Source organism: bacterium (genome assembly GCA_016703265.1).
Taxonomy (GTDB): domain Bacteria; phylum Krumholzibacteriota; class Krumholzibacteriia; order LZORAL124-64-63; family LZORAL124-64-63; genus CAINDZ01.
In genome coordinates this window covers 397,484-420,831 of the sequence record JADJCK010000004.1, presented here as the reverse complement: position 1 = coordinate 420,831, position 23,348 = coordinate 397,484, and the positions used below count along the sequence as shown (strand labels likewise).

The following is a 23,348-nucleotide window of genomic DNA, read 5'->3' as shown; positions in this document are numbered from 1 at the left end:
TTGCGCGGAACCGTGACAGACCCGGGAGGGCCTGGCCTTGTCGTCGACTACGAAAACCCCGGACTCGCCCGCCGACGGTGCCCTGACACCGTCGCTGGCGCCGGAGCATGCCGAGCTGCTGGTGGCGCTGGACCGCATGCTGACGGTCGGCTCCTACTATCCGCCCGGACATGAAAAATACCGCCAAGTGGCGGCCGCCGCCCATCGTGCCGTCGTGCTCGCGGCCGGGCCGCAGGGCATTGCCGCCATCGAGGTGAACGAACCGGGCCTGACGATGGGCCCATCGTTCGCGGCGGCGGACAGCCGCGAGGCGAAGCGCCTGCACAAGCTGCTGATGCCGCTCGACGTGGCGCTGCTCGAGATCGACACCGCCGCCAGTGCCGAGGATCTGCACGCGGCCCTGCTCGTGCTGAAGAAGCAGCAGTCGGAACTGGGCTCGTCGCGCACCTACCGCACCATCGAGGTGACGGGACTGCCGGCCTCGGTGCGCGTGACCAGCCGCCAGCTCTACGTGAAGATGCGCCACAAGCTGGTCGGCAGCGGCGGCACGCGGCCGAACATCGACGCCTTCGACCCCAACACCATTCCCGATGCGCTGCTCGTGGCGACGCCGGACGGCCAGCACCTGGAGCGCGAGTTCCTGGCCGTGGTGCGCGGCATCATGACGGGCGCCGACCCGACGAAGCTGCAGCGGCTGCACGAGACGCCCATCGACAAGATCACGCAGGCGCTGGGCGAGTGGATTCCCGATGCGGCGATCCGTGCGATGAAGGACATCATCGACCGGCTGGCCGAGACCAATTCCGACCCGATGGTGCTGGAGTCGCTGGTGGGCCACGCCAAGAAGGCGCTGGACCTGACGGGCGATGCGGAACTGGTCGAGCTGGCGTTCCAGCGGCTGCGCGTGGAGCGCGAGGTGAAGGGCGAGTCGCGCCCGCTGCTCGAGGGGCGGCCGAAACCGAAGGGCGTGAAGCGCACGCCGGTCGTCTACACGATGACGCGCGCCCAGCTGGGCGAGCTGGTGGACGAGGTCACGGCCACCGTGAAGCCGATCGAGGACCTCAACGCCCAGACGAACGCCGACTGCCTGGGCATCTGCTACCAGATCCTGGCCTCGGCGCCGTCGGCCGAGCTGACCGGCTACGTGATGCACCTCATGGAGACGATGGTCTCCAACGAGAACTACTCGCTGCGCGACCTGGAAGTGGCGCGCGATGCGCTGCGCTCGGCCTTCCAGCAGGGGTGGAACGACCGCACGGCGGAACTGGCGCGCACGCTGCTGGAGCCGATGCGGCTGGTGCGGCCGGAGAAGCTGGGCTGGCTGTGGCTGGCCGTCTGGGAAGGCCTGCTCGACAAGGAGCACAAGGAGGCGGCCTGGCCGTTCCTGATCAACGACATGCTGCTCGGCATCGCCTGGGATGACGACACCGGCCGCCTGCAGCTGTACAGCGAGCTGACCGACCTCGACACGCGCGACCGACTCGACCTGCTGGCGCGCCTGGAGACCCTGCCGGCGCTCCGCGACAAGACGGCTGACGGCGACATCTTCGACGCGCCGGCGCCGCTGCTCTACCCGGTGTACCGCCTGCTGCTGCGCTCGTCGCTGAGCGAGCAATTCGGGCCGCGCCTGCTGACGCGACTGGCCATCCAGGATGCCCACCCGCTGGTGTCGCAGCTGCTGTCGTCGCTGGGCCACTACGACCGCGGCCACGTGAAGCTCTACCAGGCCATGCTCGACCAGGGCGTGGGCGAGCGTGTCACGACGGCGCTGGCCGACCAGGCCGGCCGCTACCTGCGCGGCATCGTCACGCGGCTCGACGACAGCGAACTGGCGCTGCCGTGGGTGCCGGGGGCCATCGCGTGGCTGAGCCGGCTGCGCGTGGGCGGCGCGAAGGAGATCCTGCGCGACATCGTCGAGGACAGGCGCTGGCTGTTCATCCCGGTGTGGCCGGGAGAGGCGCGCGAGGCCGCGCGCGAGGCATTGGAGCAACTCCAGGGTGCGCAAGGGGTGGCGAAGGTCCGGGACGAGGGCACCGCGAAGGCCGAAAAGAACCCCGGCGACGACGACGCGACGCCGCAGCAGGAGCCATGACGTGACCACGACGTTCAGCGACCTGATCATCCTGCTGTCCAGCGGCATCAACCAGCGCCGCCTGTACTTCGACGCGCACCCGAAGGTGAAGACGCTCGGCCGCGACTTCGCGGCCAAGCTGGACAGCCTGCTGCGCGAGTCGAACGAGAGCGCGTTCTTCTTCGGCGTGCTGAACGGCAAGTTCATCCGCGACGGCCGCTTCCTGGTGGGACCTTCGATCGCCGGGCGCAGCCTGATCGAGTTCGCCGAGCGGCTGGGCTGCGGCGGTTTCCTGTTCCAGCAGCACGTGACGGCCGACGAGGTGGCCGCCTTCTTCCGCCTGGCGGCCGGGCTGCGCGATCGCACGGGCTCACTGGACGAATCGATGGCGATGCTGCGCGCGGAGGGCATCCGCCTGATCGAGCTGACGCCGCATTTCCGGCAGGCCGAGGCCGGCCAGTCCGTCGACCAGATCGACTTCTCGACGGTGGACCCGTCGCTGATCCAGTTCGACTTCTCGGAGGACGACGAGGACGGCGAAGGCGGGCTGGGCCGCTCCATCCAGAACGACCTGGCGCCGCTGCTGCCCATCTTCCAGTCGATGTACGATACCGTGGCTGCCAACCAGGCCACCGTGAACCGCGACATGGACCTCGACTACGTACGCACCCAGACGGTGAGCGAGCAGCTGCAGGTCAAGGCCGACCGCGAGACGATGGACATCATGAACCTGATGCGGTACCCGGACTACGACAGCTACACGATCGGGCACTCGGTGCGCGTGTCGACGCTGGCGCTGACGGTGGGCCGCGAGATGGGCTGGCCCGAGCACATGCTGGGCGAACTGGCCAGCGCCGGCCTGTTGCACGACCTGGGCAAGGCCAAGGTGCCGGACGAGATCCTCTACAAGCCGGGCAAGCTGGACGCCGAGGAGCGCAAGCTGGCCGAGTCGCACGCCGACATCGGAGCCCGCTTGCTGATGGCGCGGCCCGACGTGAGCCCGCTCGTGGTGGCCGGCGCCTGGGGCCACCACATCCGCCACGACGGCGGCGGCTACCCGAAGATGCCGAAGTGGGCCGTGCTCAGTCCCATCGCCGGGCTGATCCAGGTCTGCGACGTGTTCGAGGCGCTGACCGCCGCCCGCCCCTACAAGAACCCGATGCCGCCGCGGCGCGCCTTCGAGATCATCCTGAAGGACCGCACGGCCTTCAACCCCAACGCGCTGGTGGCGCTGATCCGCGCCGTGGGCCTGTACCCGCCGGGCAGCGAAGTGGTGCTGAACGACGGCAGCCGCGGCTACGTGACCGCGCGCGGCGCGAAGTGGGACAGCCCGCTGGTGCGCATCACGAAGGACAAGACCGGTCGCCGCCTCGAGCGCGACGACCAGTTCCTGATCGACCTGAACGACAACAGGAAGCTGGAAGTGGCGGACTTCCTGTCGGTCAACATCGACGCGGACGGCAATCCGGTGGCGGCGGCACCCGATCCGGAAGAGGGCGGCCCGCGGTCGATCGAAGACGTGTTCTCGGAAGCGACCCGCTAGGGCGCCGCCGCCTGCCCCTCGGAACGTATCAAATGTAAATATTCGGTGAATTGCCGCCCGGCGGCTGGACACGCGCCGCGGCCTTATATTGAATAGTATCTTCCACCGGCAGATCCTGCGACACACCGGAAAGCGGTGGGGCCACCCGTGAAGAACATCGCCGCCATCGACGCCGGCTCGAACGGGATCCGCATGGCCGTGGCCCGCCTGGGCCCGGACGGCCAGGTGCAGAACCTGAGTTCCGTGCGTGCCCCCGTGCGCCTGGGCGCCGACGCCTTCGCGCAGGGCCAGATCACCGAGCCGACGATGCAGGCGGCGACCGACGCCTTCGTCCGCTTCCAGAAATCCGCCGCCGACCTGATGGTGACCGACCTGCGGGCCGTGGCCACGAGTGCCCTCCGCGAGGCCCGCAACAGCGATGTGCTGGTCGACCGCATCGCCCGCGAGTCCGGCATCCAGGTCGAGGTCATCAGCGGCGAAGAGGAATCCCGCCTTATCCACCTGGCGGTCAGCAAGGTTGTCGAGTTGCGCGACCGGCGGGCCATGCTGATCGACATCGGCGGCGGCAGCGTCGAGGTGACGCTCACGGAGGGCGAGAACATCGTCTCGTCCGAGAGCTACCGCATGGGCACGGTGCGCCTGCTGCAGAAGTTCTCCGCCGAGGGACGCTCGCGACCATCCTTCAATCGCATGGTGAAGGAGTACGCGGGGGCGACCCGGCGACGGCTCGACCACGAGATCGGCCGGCAGGGTGTCGACCTGTGCATCGGCACGGGCGGCAACATCGAGGAGATGGGCGAGCTCGCCAAGAAGCTGTTCCGCCGCGAGTCGGCGCGAATGATCACGCTGAAGGATCTCGCCGAGCTCGTCGAACTGCTCGGCGGCATGACCGCGCCCGAGCGCGCCGCGCGGTTCAACCTGCGTCCGGATCGCGCCGACGTCATCATGCCGGCCGGGGTGGTGCTGCAGAGCCTGGCGCGCACGGCCGGCGTGCGCGAGGTGCTGATCCCGGGTGTGGGGCTCAAGGACGGCCTCCTGTGGGATCTCGCGGCTCAGGCGTCGCCGCGCCCGCCGCGGCGCGAGCAGGTGTGGTCCTCCGCCCGGCACCTGGGCGAGAAGTACGAGCTCGATACCGAGCACGGCGAGGTGGTGGCCGACCTGGCCATGCAGATCTTCGACCAGACCGCCCCGCTCCACGGCCTCGGCGCCGAGGATCGGCTGGTGCTGGAAGTGGCGGCACTGCTCCACGATGTCGGCTACTTCGTGAACGCCATCGATCATGACCGGCACGGGCACTACCTGCTCGAGAACAGCTTCCTGTTCGGCCTGTCCGAGCGGCAGCAGGCCGTGGTCGCCAATATCGTCCGCTACCACCGCAAGACGGCGCCCACGCTGGAGCACGGCCACTTCAAGGCCCTGTTGCCGCGCGACCGCCTGCTCGTCAACAAATTGTGCGCGCTCCTGCGCCTGGCCGACGGCATCGACACCGGGCACGCCGGGCGCGTGCGCCGCGTGACGCTGCAGCGAGCCAAGTCGCGGTGGACGCTGGTCCTCGAAGAGGAAGGCGACCTGGCGCTCGAGAAGTGGACCCTGACCAAGCGGCGCATGCTGTTCCAGGATGTCTTCGGCGTCGAACTGGCGATCGCGTGAGGTGGTCATGACGGAAGCCGACCAGACGGAAACGGGCCGGACCGAAGCCAGACAGGTCTTTCTCGACGCCTTCGACCAGCGTCGTGAAGTCTTCATCGCGCGCCTGAAGACCTGCCGCGAGGACTTTTCGGAAGCGGCCGTCCACGACCTGCGGGTGGCGGCGCGGCGACTCATCGCCTTTGTCGAGGTGGCGCAGCTCCTGACCGGATCCGAGCGGCCGTCGCGGGCGCGCCGGCAGCTGAAGGACCTGATCGACGGCTTCGACGACCTGCGTGACACGCAGGCCATGCAGGCCCGGCTCGACGACCACGCCCGCGAGGAGCCGACCATCCTGGCCCTGCGTGAACGGTTGCTGACCCAGGAGCAGGAGCTGCTCCGGAAGGCCCGCCGCGACGCGCGCACCTTCGACACCCGGAAGCTGAAGGACCGCCTGAAGCGCCTGCGGGCGCAGGTCGACAAGAGCGTGGCGAAGCCGGCCCCCGGGTTCGACCCCTTTACGTCGGTGGACGAGGCTTTCGCCCGCGTGTGCCGGCTCGATGTCGCCGCGCGCCCCGAGGACACGGCCGGCATCCACAAGGTGCGCCTGGCCTTCAAGAAGTTCCGGTACCGGTTCGAAATCGTGTACACGGCGCTGCCGGCGCTGCCGGCCGACTATCCGGCCCGGCTGCACACCTACCAGACGATCGTCGGCCGCGTGCAGGACGCCGAGACGTTCCTCGCGCTGACCCGCGAGTGCGCCGCGCTGGATGAGACGTTCGACCCGGCGCCGGCCCTGGCCTTCTACACGCGCCTTCGCGCCGAGGCCATCGACGACTGGCTGGCCAATCGCCGCGCGCTCGCCGCCTTCTGGCGCCCGGCGCCCGACAAGCCGTTTCCCTGGCTGGCCAGGCGCCCGCGTCGGCGGAGTAGCCCGCAATGAGCCGTTCCACCAAGGTACCGGCCCTGGATGACCCGCGGCTGTACATCAACCGCGAGCTCGGCCTGCTCGAGTTCCAGCGTCGCGTGCTCGAAGAGGCGCAGGACGAACGGAACCCGCTGCTCGAGCGCGCCAAGTTCCTGGCCATCTTCGGCTCGAATCTCGACGAGTTCTTCATGGTGCGCGTGTCCGGCATCCGCCGGCAGGTCCTGTCGCGCATCGTAGCCAGGACTCCCGCGGGCATGACGCCGCGCGAGGAACTGGCCGCCATCCGCCGGCTCTCGATCGAGCTGTATGCCACGGCCCAGGGCTTCCTGCGCCGCAAGCTGCTGCCCCGGTTGGGTCGTGAAGGCGTCCACATCCTCGACTATGCGCGCCTGAACGCCACGCAGCGGGCCCGCGCCGACAGCTATTTCCGCGAGATGATCCACCCGGTCCTGACGCCGCTGGCGGTGGACCCCGGCCACCCGTTTCCACACATCTCGAACCTGAGCCTGAACCTTGCCATCGTCGTGCGCGACCCGAAGGGGAACGAGCGCTTCGCGCGGCTGAAGGTGCCGGACACGCTGCCGCGGCTGGTGCCGCTGCGCAGGTCGTCGGGCGGCGAGCGCCGTGACGGAACGCTGCCCCGGCACCACTACTTCGTGTGGATCGAGCAGGTGATCGAGGCGAACCTGGCGCCGCTCTTCCCGGGCATGGAGGTCGTCTCGGCGCACCCGTTCCGCGTGGTGCGCGATGCGGACATCGAGATCCAGGAGATCGAGGCCGACGACCTGCTCGAGACGATGCAGCAGGGCATCCGGCGCCGGAAGTTCGGTTCGGTGGTGCAGGTGGCAATCTACGAGAACATGCCGGCCAGCGTGCGCGAACTGCTCCTCGAGAACCTGGAGGCGCGCGCTTCCGACCTGTTCGTCATGCAGAGCCCGCTCGGCCTGAGCGCGTTGTGGCAGGTCTACAACGCCGTGGAGCGGCACGAGCTGAAGTTCCCGCCCTACCGGCCCTCTATCCCGAAGCCGCTCCGGAAGCTGCCCCAGACGGCTGACGTGTTCGACGCCATCCGCGCCGGGAACATCCTGCTGCACCACCCCTACGACTCGTTCGAACCGGTCGTCGAGTTCCTGCGGGCGGCCGCGCGCGACCCGCAGGTGCTGGCCATCAAGCAGACGCTGTATCGCGTCGGCAGCAACTCGCCGGTGGTCAGTGCGCTGCTTGAGGCCGCCGAGAACGGCAAGCAGGTGGCGGTGCTGGTTGAACTGAGCGCACGCTTCGACGAGGCCAGCAACATCGGGTGGGCCCGCATGCTGGAACAGGTGGGCGTGCACGTGGTCTACGGGATTGTCGGGCTGAAGACCCACAGCAAGATCGCCATGGTCGTGCGGCGGGAGGGCGAAGGCATCCGCCGGTACCTGCACCTGGCCACCGGCAACTACAACCCGGTGACCGCCGGCATCTACGAGGATATCGGGATCTTCACCTGCGACGAGACGATGGGCGTCGACGCCACCGACCTGTTCAACTACCTGACCGGCTACTCGACCAAGCAGGACTACAGGAAGCTGCTGATCGCGCCGGTCACGCTGCGCGAACGCCTCGAGGAACTGATCGAGCGGGAGATCACGCACGCGGTGGCCGGCCGGCGCGCCCACATCGTGCTGAAGGCCAACTCGCTGGTGGACCCGCGGGTGATCCGGCAACTCTACCGCGCCTCGCAGGCCGGGGTCAGGGTGGAACTGTTCATCCGCGGCATCTGCTGCCTGCGCCCGGGCTGGCCGGGCGTCAGCGACAACATCACCGTCGTGAGCACCGTCGGGCGCTACCTGGAGCACAGCCGGATCTTCTATTTCCTGAACGACGGGGCCGAAGAGGTCTACCTGGGCAGCGCGGACCTGATGCAGCGGAACCTCAGCCATCGCGTGGAAGTGGTCTTTCCGGTCGAATCACCCGAGCACCGGCGCTACCTCTGCGACCACGCCCTGGAGTCGTACCGCCAGGACAACTTCAAGGCGCGGCGCATGCGGACCGACGGCACGTACGAGCGGTTGGTGGCGGGCGAAGGGGTCGAGTTGCGCGGGGCGCACGACATCCTGATGCGGGGGCGCGGCCGACTTCAGCACCTGGGCACACCGCTGGCGCCGGACGGCGGGGAATCGACACGTTCCTGAGGTGGGCTACTCGTCCTTGTCCTTCACCAGGCGGGCCGGCTCGCACAACCACTTCTTCTTCGATGCCACGCGCCCGCACTCGGTGCAGAAATGCGTGGGTTCCGCAACGATCACCTGCAGCAGCTCGCGGTCCTTCTCGTACTGGCCCGCCTTCCACTTGCACAGCTTCCTGGCCTCTGCCGCGCGACCGTTGTCCCCCATCTCGACCTCCCGGCTCCCGTCCGGTCCTGGACGTGGTGTCCGGACCCGGGTGCCATTCTAGGTCCTGGGGGGCTGTGGCGCCAGTTATCCCGCGGCGCGGGCGGCCGTCTGCATCGGCTGTGCCTGCTGTCTTTGATGGCCTGCAATCAACCTTTCGTAGTGGCCCATCAGGCCGGAGAGATTCTGCTCCCAGGTCAGCCCGCGCGCGTAGGTCAGCGCATTGGCAGCCAGGCGGGCGCGGTATTCCGTGTCGCCCAGGAGCCACCGCACCAGCGTCGCCAGCTGGGCGCTGTTGCCCGGCTCGAACTGGAATCCGTTCCAACCGTTGATGGTATGGTCCTTGAGTCCGCTGTGCGAAGCGACCAGCGCGGGCAGGCCGGAGGCCATCGCCTCCAGCACCACGTTACCGAAGGTCTCGTTCTCCCCCGGGAACACGAAGATGTCCCCGGCCGCGTACGCTGCCGTCAGGTCGTCGCCGCGCAGATAGCCCGTGAACACGGTGTTCGTGCCGGCGAACAGGGCTTCGAGCCGCCCGCGCTCGGGTCCGTCCCCCACGATGGCCAGGCGCACTTCCGGCAACTCGGTGAGCAGGGGACGCAGGACCTCGACCCGCTTCTCCACCGCCAGGCGGCCGACGTAGAGCAGGAGCGGCGCGTTGACGTGCCCGTCGGTGAGCCTCAGGCGCCATTCGAGGCTGCGGCGTTCCGGCGTGAAGACCTGGCTGTCGACGCCGCGCCCCCAGATCTCGAGCCGCTCGAACCCGTGATCAGCCAGTTGGCGCCGGATGAAGCGGGTCGGGCAGAGATTGAGGTCGGCCTGGTTGTGCAGCCAGCGGAAGTAGTTCCACACGAAATCACGGAACGCCGTGAGGTTGTACTTCTCCAGGTACCCCGGCAGGTCGGTGTGGTACGAGGCGACGACGGGCACACCGAGCTCGCGGGCCCGGTGCAGGCCGCTGATCCCCAGCAGTGCCGGGTTGACCAGATGCACGATGTCCGGGCGGAAATCGAGGATCTCCGTGCCAAGTCCGGGCCGCGGCGTGACCAGGCGCAACGCCGGGTACATCGGAAGGGCGAAGCAGGGGCAGCCATGGATGGGCGTGGCCGCATAGCGCGACGGCGCCCCTTCCGGCGCGATCATCAGCGACTCGTGCCCGTTGGCGGCCAGGTATTCGAGGAGATGGCAGACGGTGTTCGCGACGCCGTCCCACTTGGGCAGGAACGTCTCGGCGAAGATCGCAACGCGCATGACCGCTCCCTGGTCGGGGAATGGGACACCGGAGGACTGCGACCATTGTGGATGACGATTGTGTCCGCAACGTGCAGGGAGCATCAGAACGTGGTCATGATTCTGTCAGGACACGGTCAGCAACCGCTTTCGTGCAGACGCGGGTTTCACCGCCTTCTGACCGGACCTGCGCCGTTCCTTAACGATCGACGTCTAGACTCCTGCGTCCATGGATCGTCATCGGCGCGTGGGTCACGCGAATCGCGGCCCGGTTCCGAGTGTCGTTTCTGCAAGACTGGATTCAAACGGGGGGATCACCTTCATGCGCAGTCTGCGATTGTTCCTGGCGGCGTTCACGCTGCTCGCCGCGCTCGGCGCGGCAGCCGGCAGCGCGCGGGCCTACACGCTCACGATTTTCCACAACAACGACGGCGAGAGCTCGCTGCTGCCGACGGCCGCCGGGTTCGGCGGCGCCGCGGCCTTCGTCACCAAGCTCGACCAGCTCCGCGCGGGCGTGACGACCGACGGCCAGCTCATGGTCTCCAGCGGTGACAACTACCTGGCCGGGCCGAACTTCTCGGCCAGCCTTGCCAACGGCGTGCCCTACTACGACACGCTGGTCATGGAGCGCATCGGCTACGATGCCGTCTGCCTCGGCAACCACGATTTCGACTTCAATCCGGACGTGCTGGCCTCGTTCATGGCCGGCTACGTCAACCGCCCGAAGTACGTCAACTGCAACCTCGACTTCAGCGGCGAGCCCGGCCTGCAGGCCTTTGTCACGTCGGGCGACCTGGTGCGTTCGCTCGTGGTGACCACCGGCGGCGAGCAGGTCGGCATCATCGGCGCCACGACCGAGCGGCTGCCCTACATCTCCAGCCCGCGCGGCGTCATCGTCAATGCGGTGGCCCCGGCCGTGCAGGCCGAGATCGACGCGCTGACGCTGGCCGGCGTGAACAAGATCATCCTGGTCAGCCATCTGCAGAGCATCCAGGAAGACCTGCTGCTGGCACCGCTGCTGAGCGGCGTCGACGTGATGGTGGGCGGCGGCGGCAGCGAGGTGCTGGCCAACCCGGGTGACCTGCTGGTGCCCGGCGACGTGATCTACGGGCCCTACCCGCTGCTGGCTACCGGCGGCGACGGCGCGAGCATCCCGGTCATCACGACCCAGGGCAACTACTTCTATGTGGGCCGCCTGGAAGTGACGTTTGACGCGGCCGGCAACGTGACCGCCACCGCGGGCGGCCCGGTGCGCGTGGCCAATGCCTCGCAGGCCGGCGGCGTCACGCCCGACACGGCCATCGCCGCTGCTGTCGAAGCGCCCGTGGCGGCCTATTCGGCGGCGCTCGCCGCGCAGGTCATCGGCAGCAGCGAGGTCCCGCTGGACGGCGTCCGCAACAACGTGCGCACGCGCGAGACCAACGAGGGCAACCTCTGCGCCGACGCCATGCTGTGGCAGGCGCGCCAGTTGATGGGCGACTACGGCGTCTCGCGGGTCGATGTCGCGATCCAGAACGGCGGCGGCATCCGCAACAACGCGGTGATCCCGGCCGGCGACATCACGACCCTGGACACGTTCAATATCCTGCCGTTCGCGAATTTCCTGTGCGTGGTGGAGGACGTCAGCCGCAGCAACCTCAAGGAGATTCTCGAGAACTGCGTCAGTCGCGTCGAGTTCGCCGACGGACGCTTCGGCCAGATTGCCGGCATGCGCTTCTTCTACGACCCCGCCGGCACGCCGCAGGTGCTCAATGCCGCCGGCGACGTCGTCGTTCCGGGCACGCGCATCCGCGAGATCGTGCTGATGGACGCACCGCAGACGGTCATCTGCGAATTCGGCATGGTGGTTCCCGGCCCGGCCGTGAACATGGCCATCGTCGACTTCTCGGCCCGCGGCGGCGACCAGTACCCGTTCCACGGCGCCCCGCTGAAGATCATGGGCGTCACCTACCAGCAGGCGCTGGCCAACTACATCGTCACCGGCCTTGGCGGCACGATCACGGCCGGAATGTACCCGACCGCCGGCGAAGGCCGCATCCTGACCGGCGGCACGGTAGGCCTGGAGGATCCCGGCGTGGACGAGCCCGAACAGGACCGCGACGACACGCCCGTGCGCCTGCTGGCGCTGGCCCAGAACCATCCCAACCCGTTCAACCCCGTCACGCGCATCGCCTTCAGCCTCGACCGTGACGGCCCGGTGCGCCTGAACGTGTTCGACCTGCAGGGCCGGCTCGTCCGCAACCTGGTCGTTGCGCACCAGGTCGCCGGCGACCACAACGTCATCTGGGACGGTCGCACCGACGGCGGCATCCAGGCCGCGTCGGGCACCTACCTGTACCGGTTGGAGACGTCGGCGCGCGTGTTGTCGCGTACGATGACTTTGGTGAAGTAGTCACAGGGCAGTACTGCGCAAGCAGTGCTGCGCAGGCGGGCAGCCGGATCGCCAGGCGATCCGGCTGTCCTCTTTTCAGCGTCCAGGCGGAGGCGGTCGCCGCCGCCGGTGCATGGACCGGGGCCCAAGGCCGCCTAGCGGAAGAGGCCCTTGATCGCACCCCACGCCGCCGTCGAGACAGCCACAGGTGCCGTCAGTTCGTACTCGGCGCTGAGGATCGAACCCGGATCGCTCGACGACCCCGCGAGCGAGATCTCGTAGTGGCCCACCAGGTCCGGGCCGACGCCCGTGTCGCGCTGCACCGCAATCGTACCGCCGGCGGGCAGGGTCCAGACGACCGGCAATCCCATGCAACCGTCTACGCAGTCCCCCGACTCGACATGCCAGATCGAGAACGGCGGGTCCGAGACGAAAGTCGCCACGCCAGGTCCGGCATTGTGGATCGTGAACGACATGATGTCACCCACGTGGTAGGCAGCCTGGTCGGTGACGATGGTCAGTTGGGCAAGGGCCGCCGGCGCCCAGAGCAGGGCAGACAGCAGGACGGACAGGATCCAGCGGTTCATGAAGGTAGACCTCCCGGGCGGCGGGTGTGCGGCAGTGCCGCCACGCTGGTGATCTTACCACAGCGGAAATCGGCGTGCGCACGAAGTTTGCCGTTCCCGTCTTCAGTCGTCGGCCAACCCCTTCAGTACTCCCCGCGCTGTTCTCACGAGCTGATCTTCGGTCGCCGTGTCGGCCACCGCCTGCAGGAACGGACGGATCCCGCGACCCGTTCGGGCGCCGGCCAGTCTAGGGATTCCCGAGCTCCCGCCGCACCTCTGCCGCCATACGGAGGACCATCTCGTCACTCGACGCAGCCAGCAGCGAGTCGACAAACGCGCGCACGGGCCCGTGCGGCTCGGGCAGGTAGCGCAGCTGGTGCACGCCCATCCACAGGCCCTCGCCGCCGATCGTCGCCAGCGAAGCGATGAACCCCTCGACGCCGGCAGCGGCATCCGCCGGCGCCAGGTCGTGGCCGCGCGCCATCATCACTGCACGCGCGGCGGCGCGGGGGCCTTCCTGGGGATCGGCGAAGCCGTGGCGCAGGACGGCGCCCAACTCATGCGCGGTAGCCAGGCGGCCGAGAGCGCGAATGCCGGCGGCACGATTCTGCTCCCGGTCATCGTTGAGAAGGCCGCGCGCCAGGTCGGCCAGCGCCGCTGCCAGGGCGGTGGAGTCGACGTGGGCGGCGAAGATGGGCACGGCGGCGGCGTGCGCCGCAACCGCCAGGCCCGCAGCCGAGAGCCCGAACTGATCGCGAACCTCGTACTCGCCCGTCAGCAGCGAGGCCGCCAGGCACCTCGCCTCGACGTTGTCGATCCGCATCCACTCCAGCAGCCCGTCGCGGCCCAGCGCCGGCCACTCGGCACCCGGCACGACGGGCACGGGCGCCGACAGCAGGTAGCGGGCGGCCATGGCGTTCTGCAACAGGTCGTCCCCCGAGCAGAGGCCGGTCCACGGCCTTCCATCGCGCAGATGGCAGAGGATCAGGTAACGCTCGCCAATCTGGAAGCTGCGGCCGCAGCTGGAACCGCCGGCGGGCGTCAGCACGGTCAACGTGTCGGTGTCGACACCCTTCCACGCCAGCTCCACGTCGAAGGTGTAGTGGATCGGGTCGGCACTGGAGCGGCTGCCGGCGCCTTCGTTCGGGTCACGCCAGGCAGTGGGTGTGCCGACGAAGACGACGTCGGCGTCGGCAAACAGCCGGGTGATCGGTTCGTTGCTGCAGACGCAGGCATGGGACGGCGCGGCCGTCGCCAGGAGCGCCGCGGACACGACCGCGACGACGACGAGCACTTGCGCCGGCGCAAGTCGCGCCCTCACGCTGCGCCCGCGACTCATTTGCAGAATCCATCCGGTTGCCGAAAAATCCACCCCTGCTCCCGCTGCCCCGCGATCACGTCGACCGCATCGTTGTCGTGGAAGTCGAGCAGTGCGCCCAGCGTGCCGAAGCCCTGCATCTGCAGGCGCGGGATCATGCGCAGGAACAGTTCGGCGGTGACCAGCGCATCGCCCAGCGCGGTGTGGCGGCCGTACAGTTCGATCTGGTAGATCTGCGCCAGATTCTCGAGGTCGAGGCGGCCCATCGACGGGTTCAGCAGCGACGCGAGGCGCAGCGTGTCGATGAAGACGAAATCGGCCCAGGGGCGGCCGTGGCGCGCGCATTCGCTGCGCAGGATCGTCAGGTCGAACGGGATGTTGTGGCCCACCACCACGCGGTTGGTGGCCAGGCGCTGGAAGTCGGCCCACGATTCGGGGAACGGGTGCGCGTCCTTCACCATCTCGTCGGTGATGCCGTGCACCGCCGTCGAGGCCGCCGGGATGGGCACGCCCGGGTCCACGAGATCGTCCATCATCCGGCTCTTGTACAGGCGCGGGCCGTGGGCGCAGACGGCGCCGATCGAGACCACGCGGTCGTTCAGCACGTCGAGGCCGGTCGTTTCGGTGTCGAGGATGATGACGGGCAGATCGTCGAGCTTCAAACCAAGGTGCAACGGCTCGATGGAAGGCGGCACCTCGTGCAGCTTCAGGTCGAACTCGACGCCCGGCCGGTGCACTTCCAGTTCGACGGGCGGGAAGATGAGGACGGCGCCCTCGTCGTCGGGCAGCAGCGCGATGCGTCCCTGCAGCGTGGCCCCGTCCAGCCGCTCGAACAGCGACTCGAGCATGCGCCCGGCCTTGCGCGCCTTGCCCATCGCCGCCAGCACCGACTCGCGACTGAGCGTTGCGAACAGCGACGTGCCCACCCGCGCCCGCTCACTGCCCAGCAGCTCGCGCGCCGTGCTGTTGAGCAGGCTGACCTGCCCCTGCTCGGTGATGACGACCACCCCGCTCGCCAGCGAACCCAGCACCGTGAGCAGGCGGCGGTCGGGCGCGTGGCGTTCGCGCGTGATCTGGTCCTGATAGAGCGACAGCGACCCGAGCATCGCCTCGACTTCGGGCGGCGTGTGGCGGCCGAGGCTCTTCGGCACCGAGGCATCCTGGTCGGCCACCAGATTGAGCACCGCGGTGCGGGCCCCCTCGATGCCCCGCCCCAGCCGGTCGGCCGCCCGCCAGCTGCGCCAGTAGAGGATGAGCGCGGCGCTGAAGGTGCCCCCGCCGACCAGCAGCGGCAGCGCCGACAGGGGCCGGCCCCGGATCACGTCCGGCAGCAGCACCGCCGCGCCCGCCCCGGCGCAGACCCCGGCCCAGACCAGGGAGCGCTTGATGAGGCGGTGGGCGGGTTCGCGCATGGGGGGTGGGGCTCCTGGATTCCTGGGGGTCGGGATCAGGTCGGGCCTGTGGGGGCATCATAGAGGAGGGAGCGGTTGGGTCCAAGTGCGGAGACGGGTGGGGAGGCGGGGACTTGCGCCGGCGGGGGCCAAGGCACTTGCGCCGGCGCAAGTCCCGCAGGTGCGTGATCATTGCGCCGGCGCCAGTCACAGAGTCGCTGGCCTGGGCAGCCGGTGCTCGCCTCATCGCCAGACAGCGTAGACATCTCCGGTAATGCTACCCGTCCGGTTTCCGATGCACTTGCCATCACGGAAGTGCTCCCACATGGCACGGCCCTCCACAGAGGTCTTCAACTGTGATTCAATGGCAACCATGCGCTCGCGGACGATCGGCCTCCCCTCCGGGTACGTCAACACCGCGGAATTGAATCCCTGGTAAAGCGCGAATGTGCGGAAGTACTCCGAATGGCGAAGCTCGTCAGTCATTTCTTCATCGATCAGGAAATCGAACGGAAAATACACCGATGGCTGGTGTTGGCATTTGGCTCGCCAGATTTCCCGCAATGGATTGTCTACGACATCAAATCGTACCCATGGTGATCTTAGCGGTTCAGCCGGCCCCACCTGAGCATTCCTGTCGCTGAACACGGCGCGAATGGAGAACTGCCCCGAATCTGCAAACCAGTGCTCCCCGTTCCTCAGCAGATAGAACGGCAAGCTGACCTTTGCGCCGGAATCAATCGACACTTTGACGCCAGGCTTGGCCATTGCGCCTCGCGGGCTTCCGATCTTCCTGATACGTCCATCCTGATCAACTTCAAAATACAGATTGCCCAGATTCATGGATGGGACAGCGATATCACTGGTACGGTCAGAGCTATTGGCAAACGTGACAACGCCGCAGACAGCACCATCGACCGGGACTGTCTGCGATTCCAGGGACAAACGGAGTTCCAGTTCGCCGGCCCAACCCGCACCCGCAAGCAGCAGTGTTGCAACTGCCAGAAACTTCATGGTGTGTCCCTTTGGCTGGGCCGCGTTGGCACCGACCTCATGGTTCGGTTCGCATCCCCCGGCAACTAGATCAGCTAAGGGCGATAGTCCGTGTCGTTCGCGCCGATGATCCAAACGAGTTCGGCCCAAAGCCTAAGATATTATACGGCAACAAAATAAGCGCGGACAATGACATTCCCGACCGCTGCCCCTGCTCGGCCGGCTGGATGACTTGCGCCGGCGCAAGTTCACGGGTTCGTGAGAGTTGCGCCGGCACAATGGCAAACCACCCCCGCGCCCTACCTCACCAGCGTCACACGCTGAGTCGCCGACTGTCCGCCCGGCCCGGTCAAGCGCAGAAGATAGATGCCACTGGCCAGGTCACCTCCGTCCAGAAGCACCGCGTGCGCGCCGGCCGGTCGTTCGCCATCGAAGAGTTGCCGCACGAGGCGGCCGCGCACGTCGTACAGCCCGAGCCGCACATGGCCGGCGTTCGCCAGGTCGTAGCGGATCGTCGTGCGGGGATTGAACGGGTTCGGCGCTGCGGGATGGAAGACGAGCGCGGACGGCGCCGTGTCGCCGACGGCGCTGGTGCCGGTTTGTGCGGGGCCGAACACCAGGCCGTCGAGGAAGAGATTCCCGTCGACATCCGACTGCACGTCGATGACGACAGAACGGATGACGGGGCTGCCCGCGTCATAGCCGGTGAAGCGCACGGCGTGCCAGACAGGAGCGACGGGGTTGCCCTGGCTAAAGACTTCCGCGACCAGGTTGCCGGTGCCGAGCGGGCCATCGAAGAGTCGCATGCGGTCGCTGATACCCAAGGTGTAGTACCGGGACATCATCGTGCTCATGCCGAATGACGCGATCGGCACGTCGAAGTCGAGCAGCATGTCCCAGCCGGCGGCTCCGCGGCTCTTGTAGCGGCCATCGTAGTCGCCGGGGTTGACCGCCGGGTCGATGGGTTCCTTGAGCCCGCCCGACAGCGAAAAGGAGAAGGTCCCCGTGTAGAAGGGGTCGTCGGTAAACGGCGCGGCCCGCAGCGGATGGTTTCGCGTGGTCACGTTGACCTGTCCCCCGCCACAGAGCGGCACGGTGAACGGCAGGAGCGGCGTCCCCGACCCGGCCGGCGCCGGCAGGTCGAGGAAGACCGCGCAGGGCAGATCACTGAAGACGTTCGTCGGCTGGGCGCCGGCGGTGCCGACAGCGGCCGCCAGGGCCACGATCGGCGCAAGGAGCCGCAGAGGGCCGGTTCGCAGGGGAATTCGTTGCAGCTTGCGGGACATGGGGAAGCCTCCCTGGTCGCAGATGGGCGCATACGATCTCGCCCCAGACGCGACAAAGGGGGCCCAAGGCCGACACGGTGCAGGCGGGGTCTTGCGCGCGACCAGATGATCATGTAGGATCAGTACCGATGGCGCATATCCATATTCCAAACCGCCGGAGGGGAAGATGTTCCCGCGGATCCTCCTGTCGGGCCTTATGCTGGCCGCCGCCGTTGCTCCTGCCGGAGCCTGGGAAGTGCTCTACGCGCCCGGGCCAGGTGAATACGACAACGCGTTCGGTAACTCGGTCTGCGAAGTCGGTGACGTGGACGGCAACGGCCTGGGCGACTTCGTCGTTGGTGACCCCTACGCCTACGCCACAGGGACGTCGATCCAAAGAGGCCGCGCTTCGCTCTTCCTGGCCGCTCCCGGCGGCACTTTCACGCGCGTCGACTTTGAAAACACCTCGGGCACCACCCTGTTCGGGGGGAAACTGGGAGCCGCCGGCGACGTCAACGGCGACGGCTTCGCCGACTTCCTGGTGACCTCGGAGAACATGTACGCCGCGTACCTGTTCCTTGGCGCGGCCACGCCCGCGGCGATCACGCGTGTCGTGATTCCCTCGCCAGGCAACCTGCGCGGCACGCACGCGACAGGGGCCGGGGACATCGACGGCGACGGTTACGACGACATCCTCTACGGGGCCGCCTATGAAAACCGAGTTTGGGTGTTTCGGGGCGGCCCCGCCTTCGAAACGGTCCCGGCCTGGACCCTGACGGGCACCGGCGAATTCGGCGGCAGGCTGGCGGCGCTGTGCGACTTCAACGACGACGGCTGCGACGACTTCGCCGTGGCCTCCTGCGGATGGACCGGCGGGCAGTACGGGGCTGTGTCCATCTTCCTCGGCGGCCGCCCGTTCGACACGACGCCGGACTTCGTGCTGACCGGGCGCGAACTGGAGGAGCGCTTCGGCCAGCACCTGCGCCTGGGTGGTGACATCGACGGCGACGGCCGGCGCGACCTCCTGGTCGGGGCTCCGTGGTACAGCGGGGTGGCGACGCACTCGGGGCGCCTCGACGTCTTCTACCTGCATCCCGTTGTCGGTCCCCTGGCGGGCCCGTCGATCTTCGGCACGAGCACGGACGAGTTCCGCACGATCGACGGCAACGCCGACATGGATGCGGACGGGATCCCGGACATCGTCACGGCGCCGGACGTCTTCACCGGCCGGCGCTTCTGCGTCTATTCAGGCGCGGAACTGAGGCGGACGGTTTCGATCACGAGCGACGCCGCAACCTTGATCGAGGACATCCCCGCCTCCTCGTTGACGAGCATCGCCGACCTGAACGGCGACGGCCGGCGTGAACTGCTGGTGGGCAACGCCGGGGACCGTTCGCTCGGCGACGGCGGGCGGGCCCGCGTGCTGGCTGGCGGGCATCGCCGCTTCCTGCGCCTGCGCGCCGAAAGCGCCCGCGCGCTGGCGGACTCGACCTTCGCCGTCACGATCCGCGCCTCGGTGGATTCGGACGATCCCCTGGCCCAGCTGACCCTCTCGGCGCTGGACCTGGAGCTGGCCCACGACCCCGACGAGATCCTGTTCACGGGGGTCGCGCCGGCGACGGGCACCACCGGATGGCTGGTGGCCGGTCGCGCGGTCGGACCAGACCTCACGCTGGCGGCCACCTCGTTCGCGGGCACCACGTTCGGCACGGACGAGCAGCCATTCCTGACGCTGCACTTCCGCGCCGGCCCGGTGCTGGCGTCCACCACCCTGCGGATGATGGCCCACGAGGCCCATTCCTCGCTCGAGCTGCCGGTGCTGCTGGAATGGGACTCGGGGCTGATCGCCGTCGATGGAGCCACCGCGGCGCCGCTGCCGACGGCCGCGGAGGCCATGGTGCTGGCCTATCCCAACCCCTGCAACCCCCAGGCGCGGGTGCGCTGGCGCAATCCATCGGAGAGCCCCACCGAACTGGCGATCTACGATGCGAGGGGCCGGCGCCTGTGGTCGCGCGCCTGGCCCGGCCTGCCGGCGGGCGAACACGAACTGACCTGGGGCGGAACGGGCGATGATGGACGGCACGTCGGTTCGGGCACATACCTGCTGGAAGCGCGCGGACCGCAGTGGCGCGCGCGGACCCGCATCACGGTGGTGAGGTGAGCATGCGTACCCTGATGATCGGCGTGATGCTGGCATCGCTGCTCGGGGCCGCAGCGACGCAGGCCTCGACGCCACCGCCCGGCTCGGTGCAGGTGTTCTTCGACGAATACATGCAGGATAACTCCATCTGGATAGGTGGCGTCGTTGTCATCCCGATCCACGTGCTGGCGTACGACCTGCCCGACAGCGTGGAGGCCGTCCGCTTCCGGCTCACCATCGCCGGTCCGAACGTGGTGGGGGGAGTGGTTCCTTCGCCCGGCCTGGTGAACATCGGGTCGGGCAACGACTACATCCTGGAAGCGACGGACGGCTGCCTGCCCGGCCGTGGCCTGGTGGAACTGGCGACCGGCTCCGTCACCGTCCTGACCTACACAGACGACGCCTCGGTCTGCCTCGAGGCCGTCTCGTCGCCCGGCCCGACAGGCTCGGGGCTCGACTTCCGGCGCTGCGGCGCCACGGACTGGGAGCCGATGACGCCCCTGTACCCAGGCTGCGCCTACGTCAACCCCCGCAATTCCTCGCCGGCCCCGATCGAGAACAACGACCCGAACGCCATCGCCATCCTGGCTGCCGATGCCGCGGGCGAACCGACCGAATCGGCAACCGTGCCCATTGGGGTCGCCGATATCCTCAAGCGCGCCGTCGGCTCGCCCATTGACCTGGCGTACGTGGACCTGGACCTGGCCTGGGATCCGCTCGTGGCCACCTTCGGCGACGTCACCAACTGGGCGCCAACCGGCTGGACCATCTACCCCACGTCGGGGCCCGGGTGGTTGAATCTGTCCATGTACAGCGATGCCGGCTTCGATCCCGGCTTCGGCGGGCGGTTGCTGGCGGGCGTGGAGTTCGACCTGGCCGCGCGCGAAACGTCGACGCCGCTGGTGGTGACGATCAACGACCTGCGCGACGAGGCCGGCCTGCGCGTCGATGGGCGCGCCCCCGACACCCTGACCCTGGCCGTCACCTGTCCCAAGGGCGACGTGCTCTACAACGACGACATCAACGCGCTGGACGCCCTGCTCACGCTGAATTTCGCCGCCGGGATCGGCTTCCCCGACGCGAAACAGTTCTGCCGCGCCGACATGAACAGCAACGCCGAGATCGAGGCCGGCGATGCCGCAGCCGTGCTGGCCCGCGCGGTCGGGTTGCCGGCCAAGGCGGGCGCCGCGGCGACTCACCTCGAGGCGACTTACGACGACGGCGTGCTGCGGTTCGACGTCGCCGCGGCGGCGGGCTTCGACGTGACGGCTCGGTGGGACGCGGCCGCCGGCGACCTCGTGGAATGGACCGCCACACCCGGCTTCCAGGGCGCCGAGCGACGGGAGCCGGGCGAACTGCGCCTGGCCCTCGCCCGCACCGACGACACGCCGGCCGAGGTCGCACTGCGCTTCACCGGCGAAGGCGTCGTGGTCACGGTCACGACCGCCCGCACCTGGGACGGGGACGGTACACTGCTCGCGGAACTGGGCGCGGCGTCCTATGCGCCGGGAGGCCTGCTGCCGCACGCCGCGGTCCTGCTGGCCCCACGGCCCAATCCGTTCAACCCGGCGACGACGTTGCGATTCACGATGCCGGCCGCGGGTCCGGCCCGCCTCGACGTCGTGGACGCGCAGGGCCGCCGCGTGCGCTCCTTCGTGGTGCCCGAAGCCGCCGCCGGCCCGAACGAACTGCACTGGGACGGCACCGACGCGCGCGGGAAACCGCTGCCCAGCGGCGTGTACCTGCTTGAGCTGCGCACCGGGTACGGGACGTCGACGTCGCGGGCGACGCTCTTGCGGTAGGGGTGGGTGGCGTTAGGGTTGTGGCATTCGAGAAGGCGGGGAATCGGGCCGTGCGGACGGTCACGTCACTTGCGCCGGCGCAAGTTTCACGGGTTCGTGAGAGTTGCGCCGGCGCAAGTCCTCCATCACCGATCAGCCACCGTGAACCTGACCTCGACCGGCGTGAGCGGGGTGCCGTCGGCGGCGCGGAAGCCCAGGTTCTGTCCCTGATTCAGCCAGTAGTGGTAGGTGTGGCCCGGCGTCAATTGAACATCCACGGACAGCGACATCTGGCTGTCGTCCCAGTGCGGCGCGCCGACGGCAGCAGGGATGTCGGCAGGGACACCCATGAAGGTATACTGGCCCCTCATCAGCCGATCAAAACGGATGACCAGCGTCGTGAGCGCCGGGTCGACATCCACCGCGCCATTGGCCGGCACCATCGAGACGATGCGGGGCCTGGCCCGCTCCATGGCCTTGAGCTGTGCGGCCAGCAGGTCGGCATACCCTTCCATCACCTTGGCAATCTCGGGTACGAAGTCGTCCAGCGTGGGGTAGCGATCCCGCGCCGCGGCAAACCGCTCGAGCGACACCGCCACGGCCGGCACCCATGTGAAGCCCAGAGCCCCCTGCTGCGCCGACTCCCTGAGTGCCGCCCCCGTACTCTGACTGTCGGCGAAATAGCGGACAACGCAGGCACGCACGAGCGTCTCGCAGGTCATGATCCGCCACGTGGAGTAGGCCATGCGCGACATCTGGTCGGCGACGAGCGGGAAGAGAGCGCTGGCGCCCGGCTCGAACGCCGCAAGATGGCGATCGACCACCGGGTTGGTGTAGGTGTGGCAGAGTTCGTGGACATAGATGCTGACTGCGTCTGGGGTGAAGACCGGCAGGCCGCCCGCGTCCCAGACGGCGCAGCCGAGCACGGGCAGTACTTCTTCCGGGCAGCCGTCCGGGAAGCTGACGCCGGTGCCGTAGTTGTTGCCGCCACACAGCAGCCCGGGAATGACCTTGTAGGTGGCGCCGGGCTTGACGCCGAGGAACGCGTCGAACCATTCCACGGCGCGGGCCTCGGACAATCCCGGCGCGAAGCGGGCCGCGCACGCGGCGTAGAAATCGCGTTCGCTGTCGAAGAAGCCGCGTGCGTCGCTGGCGACGGCGAAGTCGCGCAAGGCGGACAGGAATGCGCGCGTGGGCTCGACCGACCAGCGCGGGTCGAGCCGCGGAGGACCCTGTTCGAAGGGGATGCGCTCGGCCAGCGTCGGCACGCCGCCCAGGTGCACGGCCAGCGACGGGATGGCGTCGTAGCCGACCCCGTATTGCTCCTGCATGGACCGGTAGGCAGCGACCACCGCATGCCCACGGAACGCGCCGAAGTGACGTTCGACCCGCTCTGCATACGGTGACGCCGAGTTCGGCGCGTTGTACACCTCGTCTCCGGCCAGGCGTGCGATGATGGACATCAGTTCGACGCGCTCATCCACGGCCACGGACACCGGCGCGGTGGCAGCCGGGGCGCTGGCGGCAAGGAGGCAGGCCATCACGAGAGGGAGCAGGTGCCTGGTGCAGCGGGAATGCGGCATGGTCATGACCTCGATCGATGGGAACGGCAGAAATCGACGGATGGGACGAGTCTACCCTTGGACAGGAAGCGCTGTCACGCAATGCGTCAGGTTTGGCAGGTGCCGGCTCCTTGAGGCGCGGCGCCCCATGGCCGGAGACAAAATCGATCGGCTAACCCGTTGCAGCACAA

16 protein-coding genes are annotated in these 23,348 nt (G+C 68.4%); 8 read left to right on the top strand and 8 right to left on the bottom strand.

Annotation, left to right across the window (positions count from 1 at the left end):
• Positions 1 to 37 precede the first annotated feature (37 nt).
• The 5 genes from IPG61_09175 (at position 38) to ppk1 (ending at position 8,342) form a co-directional block, all read left to right on the top strand.
• The gene (locus tag IPG61_09175; GenBank protein MBK6734249.1) at positions 38 to 2,092 is read left to right on the top strand and encodes a hypothetical protein; all 2,055 of its coding nucleotides are present in this window, start codon (positions 38 to 40) and stop codon (positions 2,090 to 2,092) included.
• A gap of 1 nt (position 2,093) precedes the next feature.
• Complete coding sequence (locus IPG61_09170; GenBank protein ID MBK6734248.1) at positions 2,094 to 3,614, top strand: HD-GYP domain-containing protein; 1,521 nt, start codon at positions 2,094 to 2,096, stop codon at positions 3,612 to 3,614.
• A 147-nt stretch (positions 3,615 to 3,761) separates the two neighbouring features.
• Positions 3,762 to 5,264 carry a Ppx/GppA family phosphatase gene (locus IPG61_09165; GenBank protein ID MBK6734247.1) on the top strand — a complete coding sequence of 501 codons (1,503 nt, stop codon included), beginning with the start codon at positions 3,762 to 3,764 and terminating at the stop codon, positions 5,262 to 5,264.
• A gap of 7 nt (positions 5,265 to 5,271) precedes the next feature.
• Complete coding sequence (locus tag IPG61_09160) at positions 5,272 to 6,183, top strand: CHAD domain-containing protein (protein ID MBK6734246.1); 912 nt, start codon at positions 5,272 to 5,274, stop codon at positions 6,181 to 6,183.
• Entirely contained in the window at positions 6,180 to 8,342 is a 2,163-nt protein-coding gene (gene ppk1 / locus IPG61_09155; GenBank protein MBK6734245.1) for a polyphosphate kinase 1, read from the top strand. Before IPG61_09160 ends, ppk1 begins: the two co-directional genes overlap by 4 nt.
• 6 nt (positions 8,343 to 8,348) lie before the next feature.
• On the opposite strand, the gene IPG61_09150 is transcribed toward ppk1, so the two are convergent.
• On the bottom strand, positions 8,349 to 8,543 hold the full coding sequence (locus tag IPG61_09150) for a hypothetical protein (protein MBK6734244.1): 195 nt from the start codon (positions 8,541 to 8,543) through the stop codon (positions 8,349 to 8,351).
• Between the two features lie 84 nt (positions 8,544 to 8,627).
• Positions 8,628 to 9,791 carry a glycosyltransferase family 1 protein gene (locus IPG61_09145; GenBank protein ID MBK6734243.1) on the bottom strand — a complete coding sequence of 388 codons (1,164 nt, stop codon included), beginning with the start codon at positions 9,789 to 9,791 and terminating at the stop codon, positions 8,628 to 8,630.
• Positions 9,792 to 10,092: 301 nt separating this feature from the next.
• On the opposite strand from IPG61_09145, the gene IPG61_09140 reads away from it, so the two are divergent.
• The gene (locus IPG61_09140) at positions 10,093 to 12,162 is read left to right on the top strand and encodes a 5'-nucleotidase C-terminal domain-containing protein (GenBank protein MBK6734242.1); all 2,070 of its coding nucleotides are present in this window, start codon (positions 10,093 to 10,095) and stop codon (positions 12,160 to 12,162) included.
• Positions 12,163 to 12,296: 134 nt separating this feature from the next.
• Here IPG61_09140 and IPG61_09135 read toward each other — a convergent pair whose 3' ends face one another.
• From IPG61_09135 to IPG61_09115, 5 genes are all read right to left on the bottom strand, one after another.
• Positions 12,297 to 12,728 carry a hypothetical protein gene (locus tag IPG61_09135; GenBank protein MBK6734241.1) on the bottom strand — a complete coding sequence of 144 codons (432 nt, stop codon included), beginning with the start codon at positions 12,726 to 12,728 and terminating at the stop codon, positions 12,297 to 12,299.
• A gap of 226 nt (positions 12,729 to 12,954) precedes the next feature.
• Positions 12,955 to 14,046 (bottom strand): hypothetical protein, encoded by a 1,092-nt coding sequence (locus IPG61_09130; GenBank protein MBK6734240.1) that lies wholly within the window; start codon positions 14,044 to 14,046, stop codon positions 12,955 to 12,957.
• Complete coding sequence (locus IPG61_09125; protein ID MBK6734239.1) at positions 14,043 to 15,437, bottom strand: 3'-5' exoribonuclease; 1,395 nt, start codon at positions 15,435 to 15,437, stop codon at positions 14,043 to 14,045. The genes IPG61_09130 and IPG61_09125 overlap by 4 nt, the downstream gene beginning before the upstream one ends.
• Positions 15,438 to 15,659: 222 nt before the next feature.
• Positions 15,660 to 16,430: a hypothetical protein gene (locus tag IPG61_09120; GenBank protein MBK6734238.1), complete on the bottom strand. Its 771-nt coding sequence runs from the start codon at positions 16,428 to 16,430 to the stop codon at positions 15,660 to 15,662.
• A gap of 278 nt (positions 16,431 to 16,708) precedes the next feature.
• Entirely contained in the window at positions 16,709 to 17,695 is a 987-nt protein-coding gene (locus IPG61_09115; GenBank protein ID MBK6734237.1) for a T9SS type A sorting domain-containing protein, read from the bottom strand.
• A 166-nt stretch (positions 17,696 to 17,861) separates the two neighbouring features.
• On the opposite strand from IPG61_09115, the gene IPG61_09110 reads away from it, so the two are divergent.
• Both IPG61_09110 and IPG61_09105 read left to right on the top strand, forming a co-directional pair.
• On the top strand, positions 17,862 to 19,835 hold the full coding sequence (locus IPG61_09110; protein ID MBK6734236.1) for an FG-GAP repeat protein: 1,974 nt from the start codon (positions 17,862 to 17,864) through the stop codon (positions 19,833 to 19,835).
• Entirely contained in the window at positions 19,832 to 21,616 is a 1,785-nt protein-coding gene (locus IPG61_09105) for a hypothetical protein (protein ID MBK6734235.1), read from the top strand. The genes IPG61_09110 and IPG61_09105 overlap by 4 nt, the downstream gene beginning before the upstream one ends.
• A 125-nt stretch (positions 21,617 to 21,741) precedes the next feature.
• Here IPG61_09105 and IPG61_09100 read toward each other — a convergent pair whose 3' ends face one another.
• Positions 21,742 to 23,178: a DUF4932 domain-containing protein gene (locus tag IPG61_09100; GenBank protein ID MBK6734234.1), complete on the bottom strand. Its 1,437-nt coding sequence runs from the start codon at positions 23,176 to 23,178 to the stop codon at positions 21,742 to 21,744.
• Positions 23,179 to 23,348: the final 170 nt, after the last annotated feature.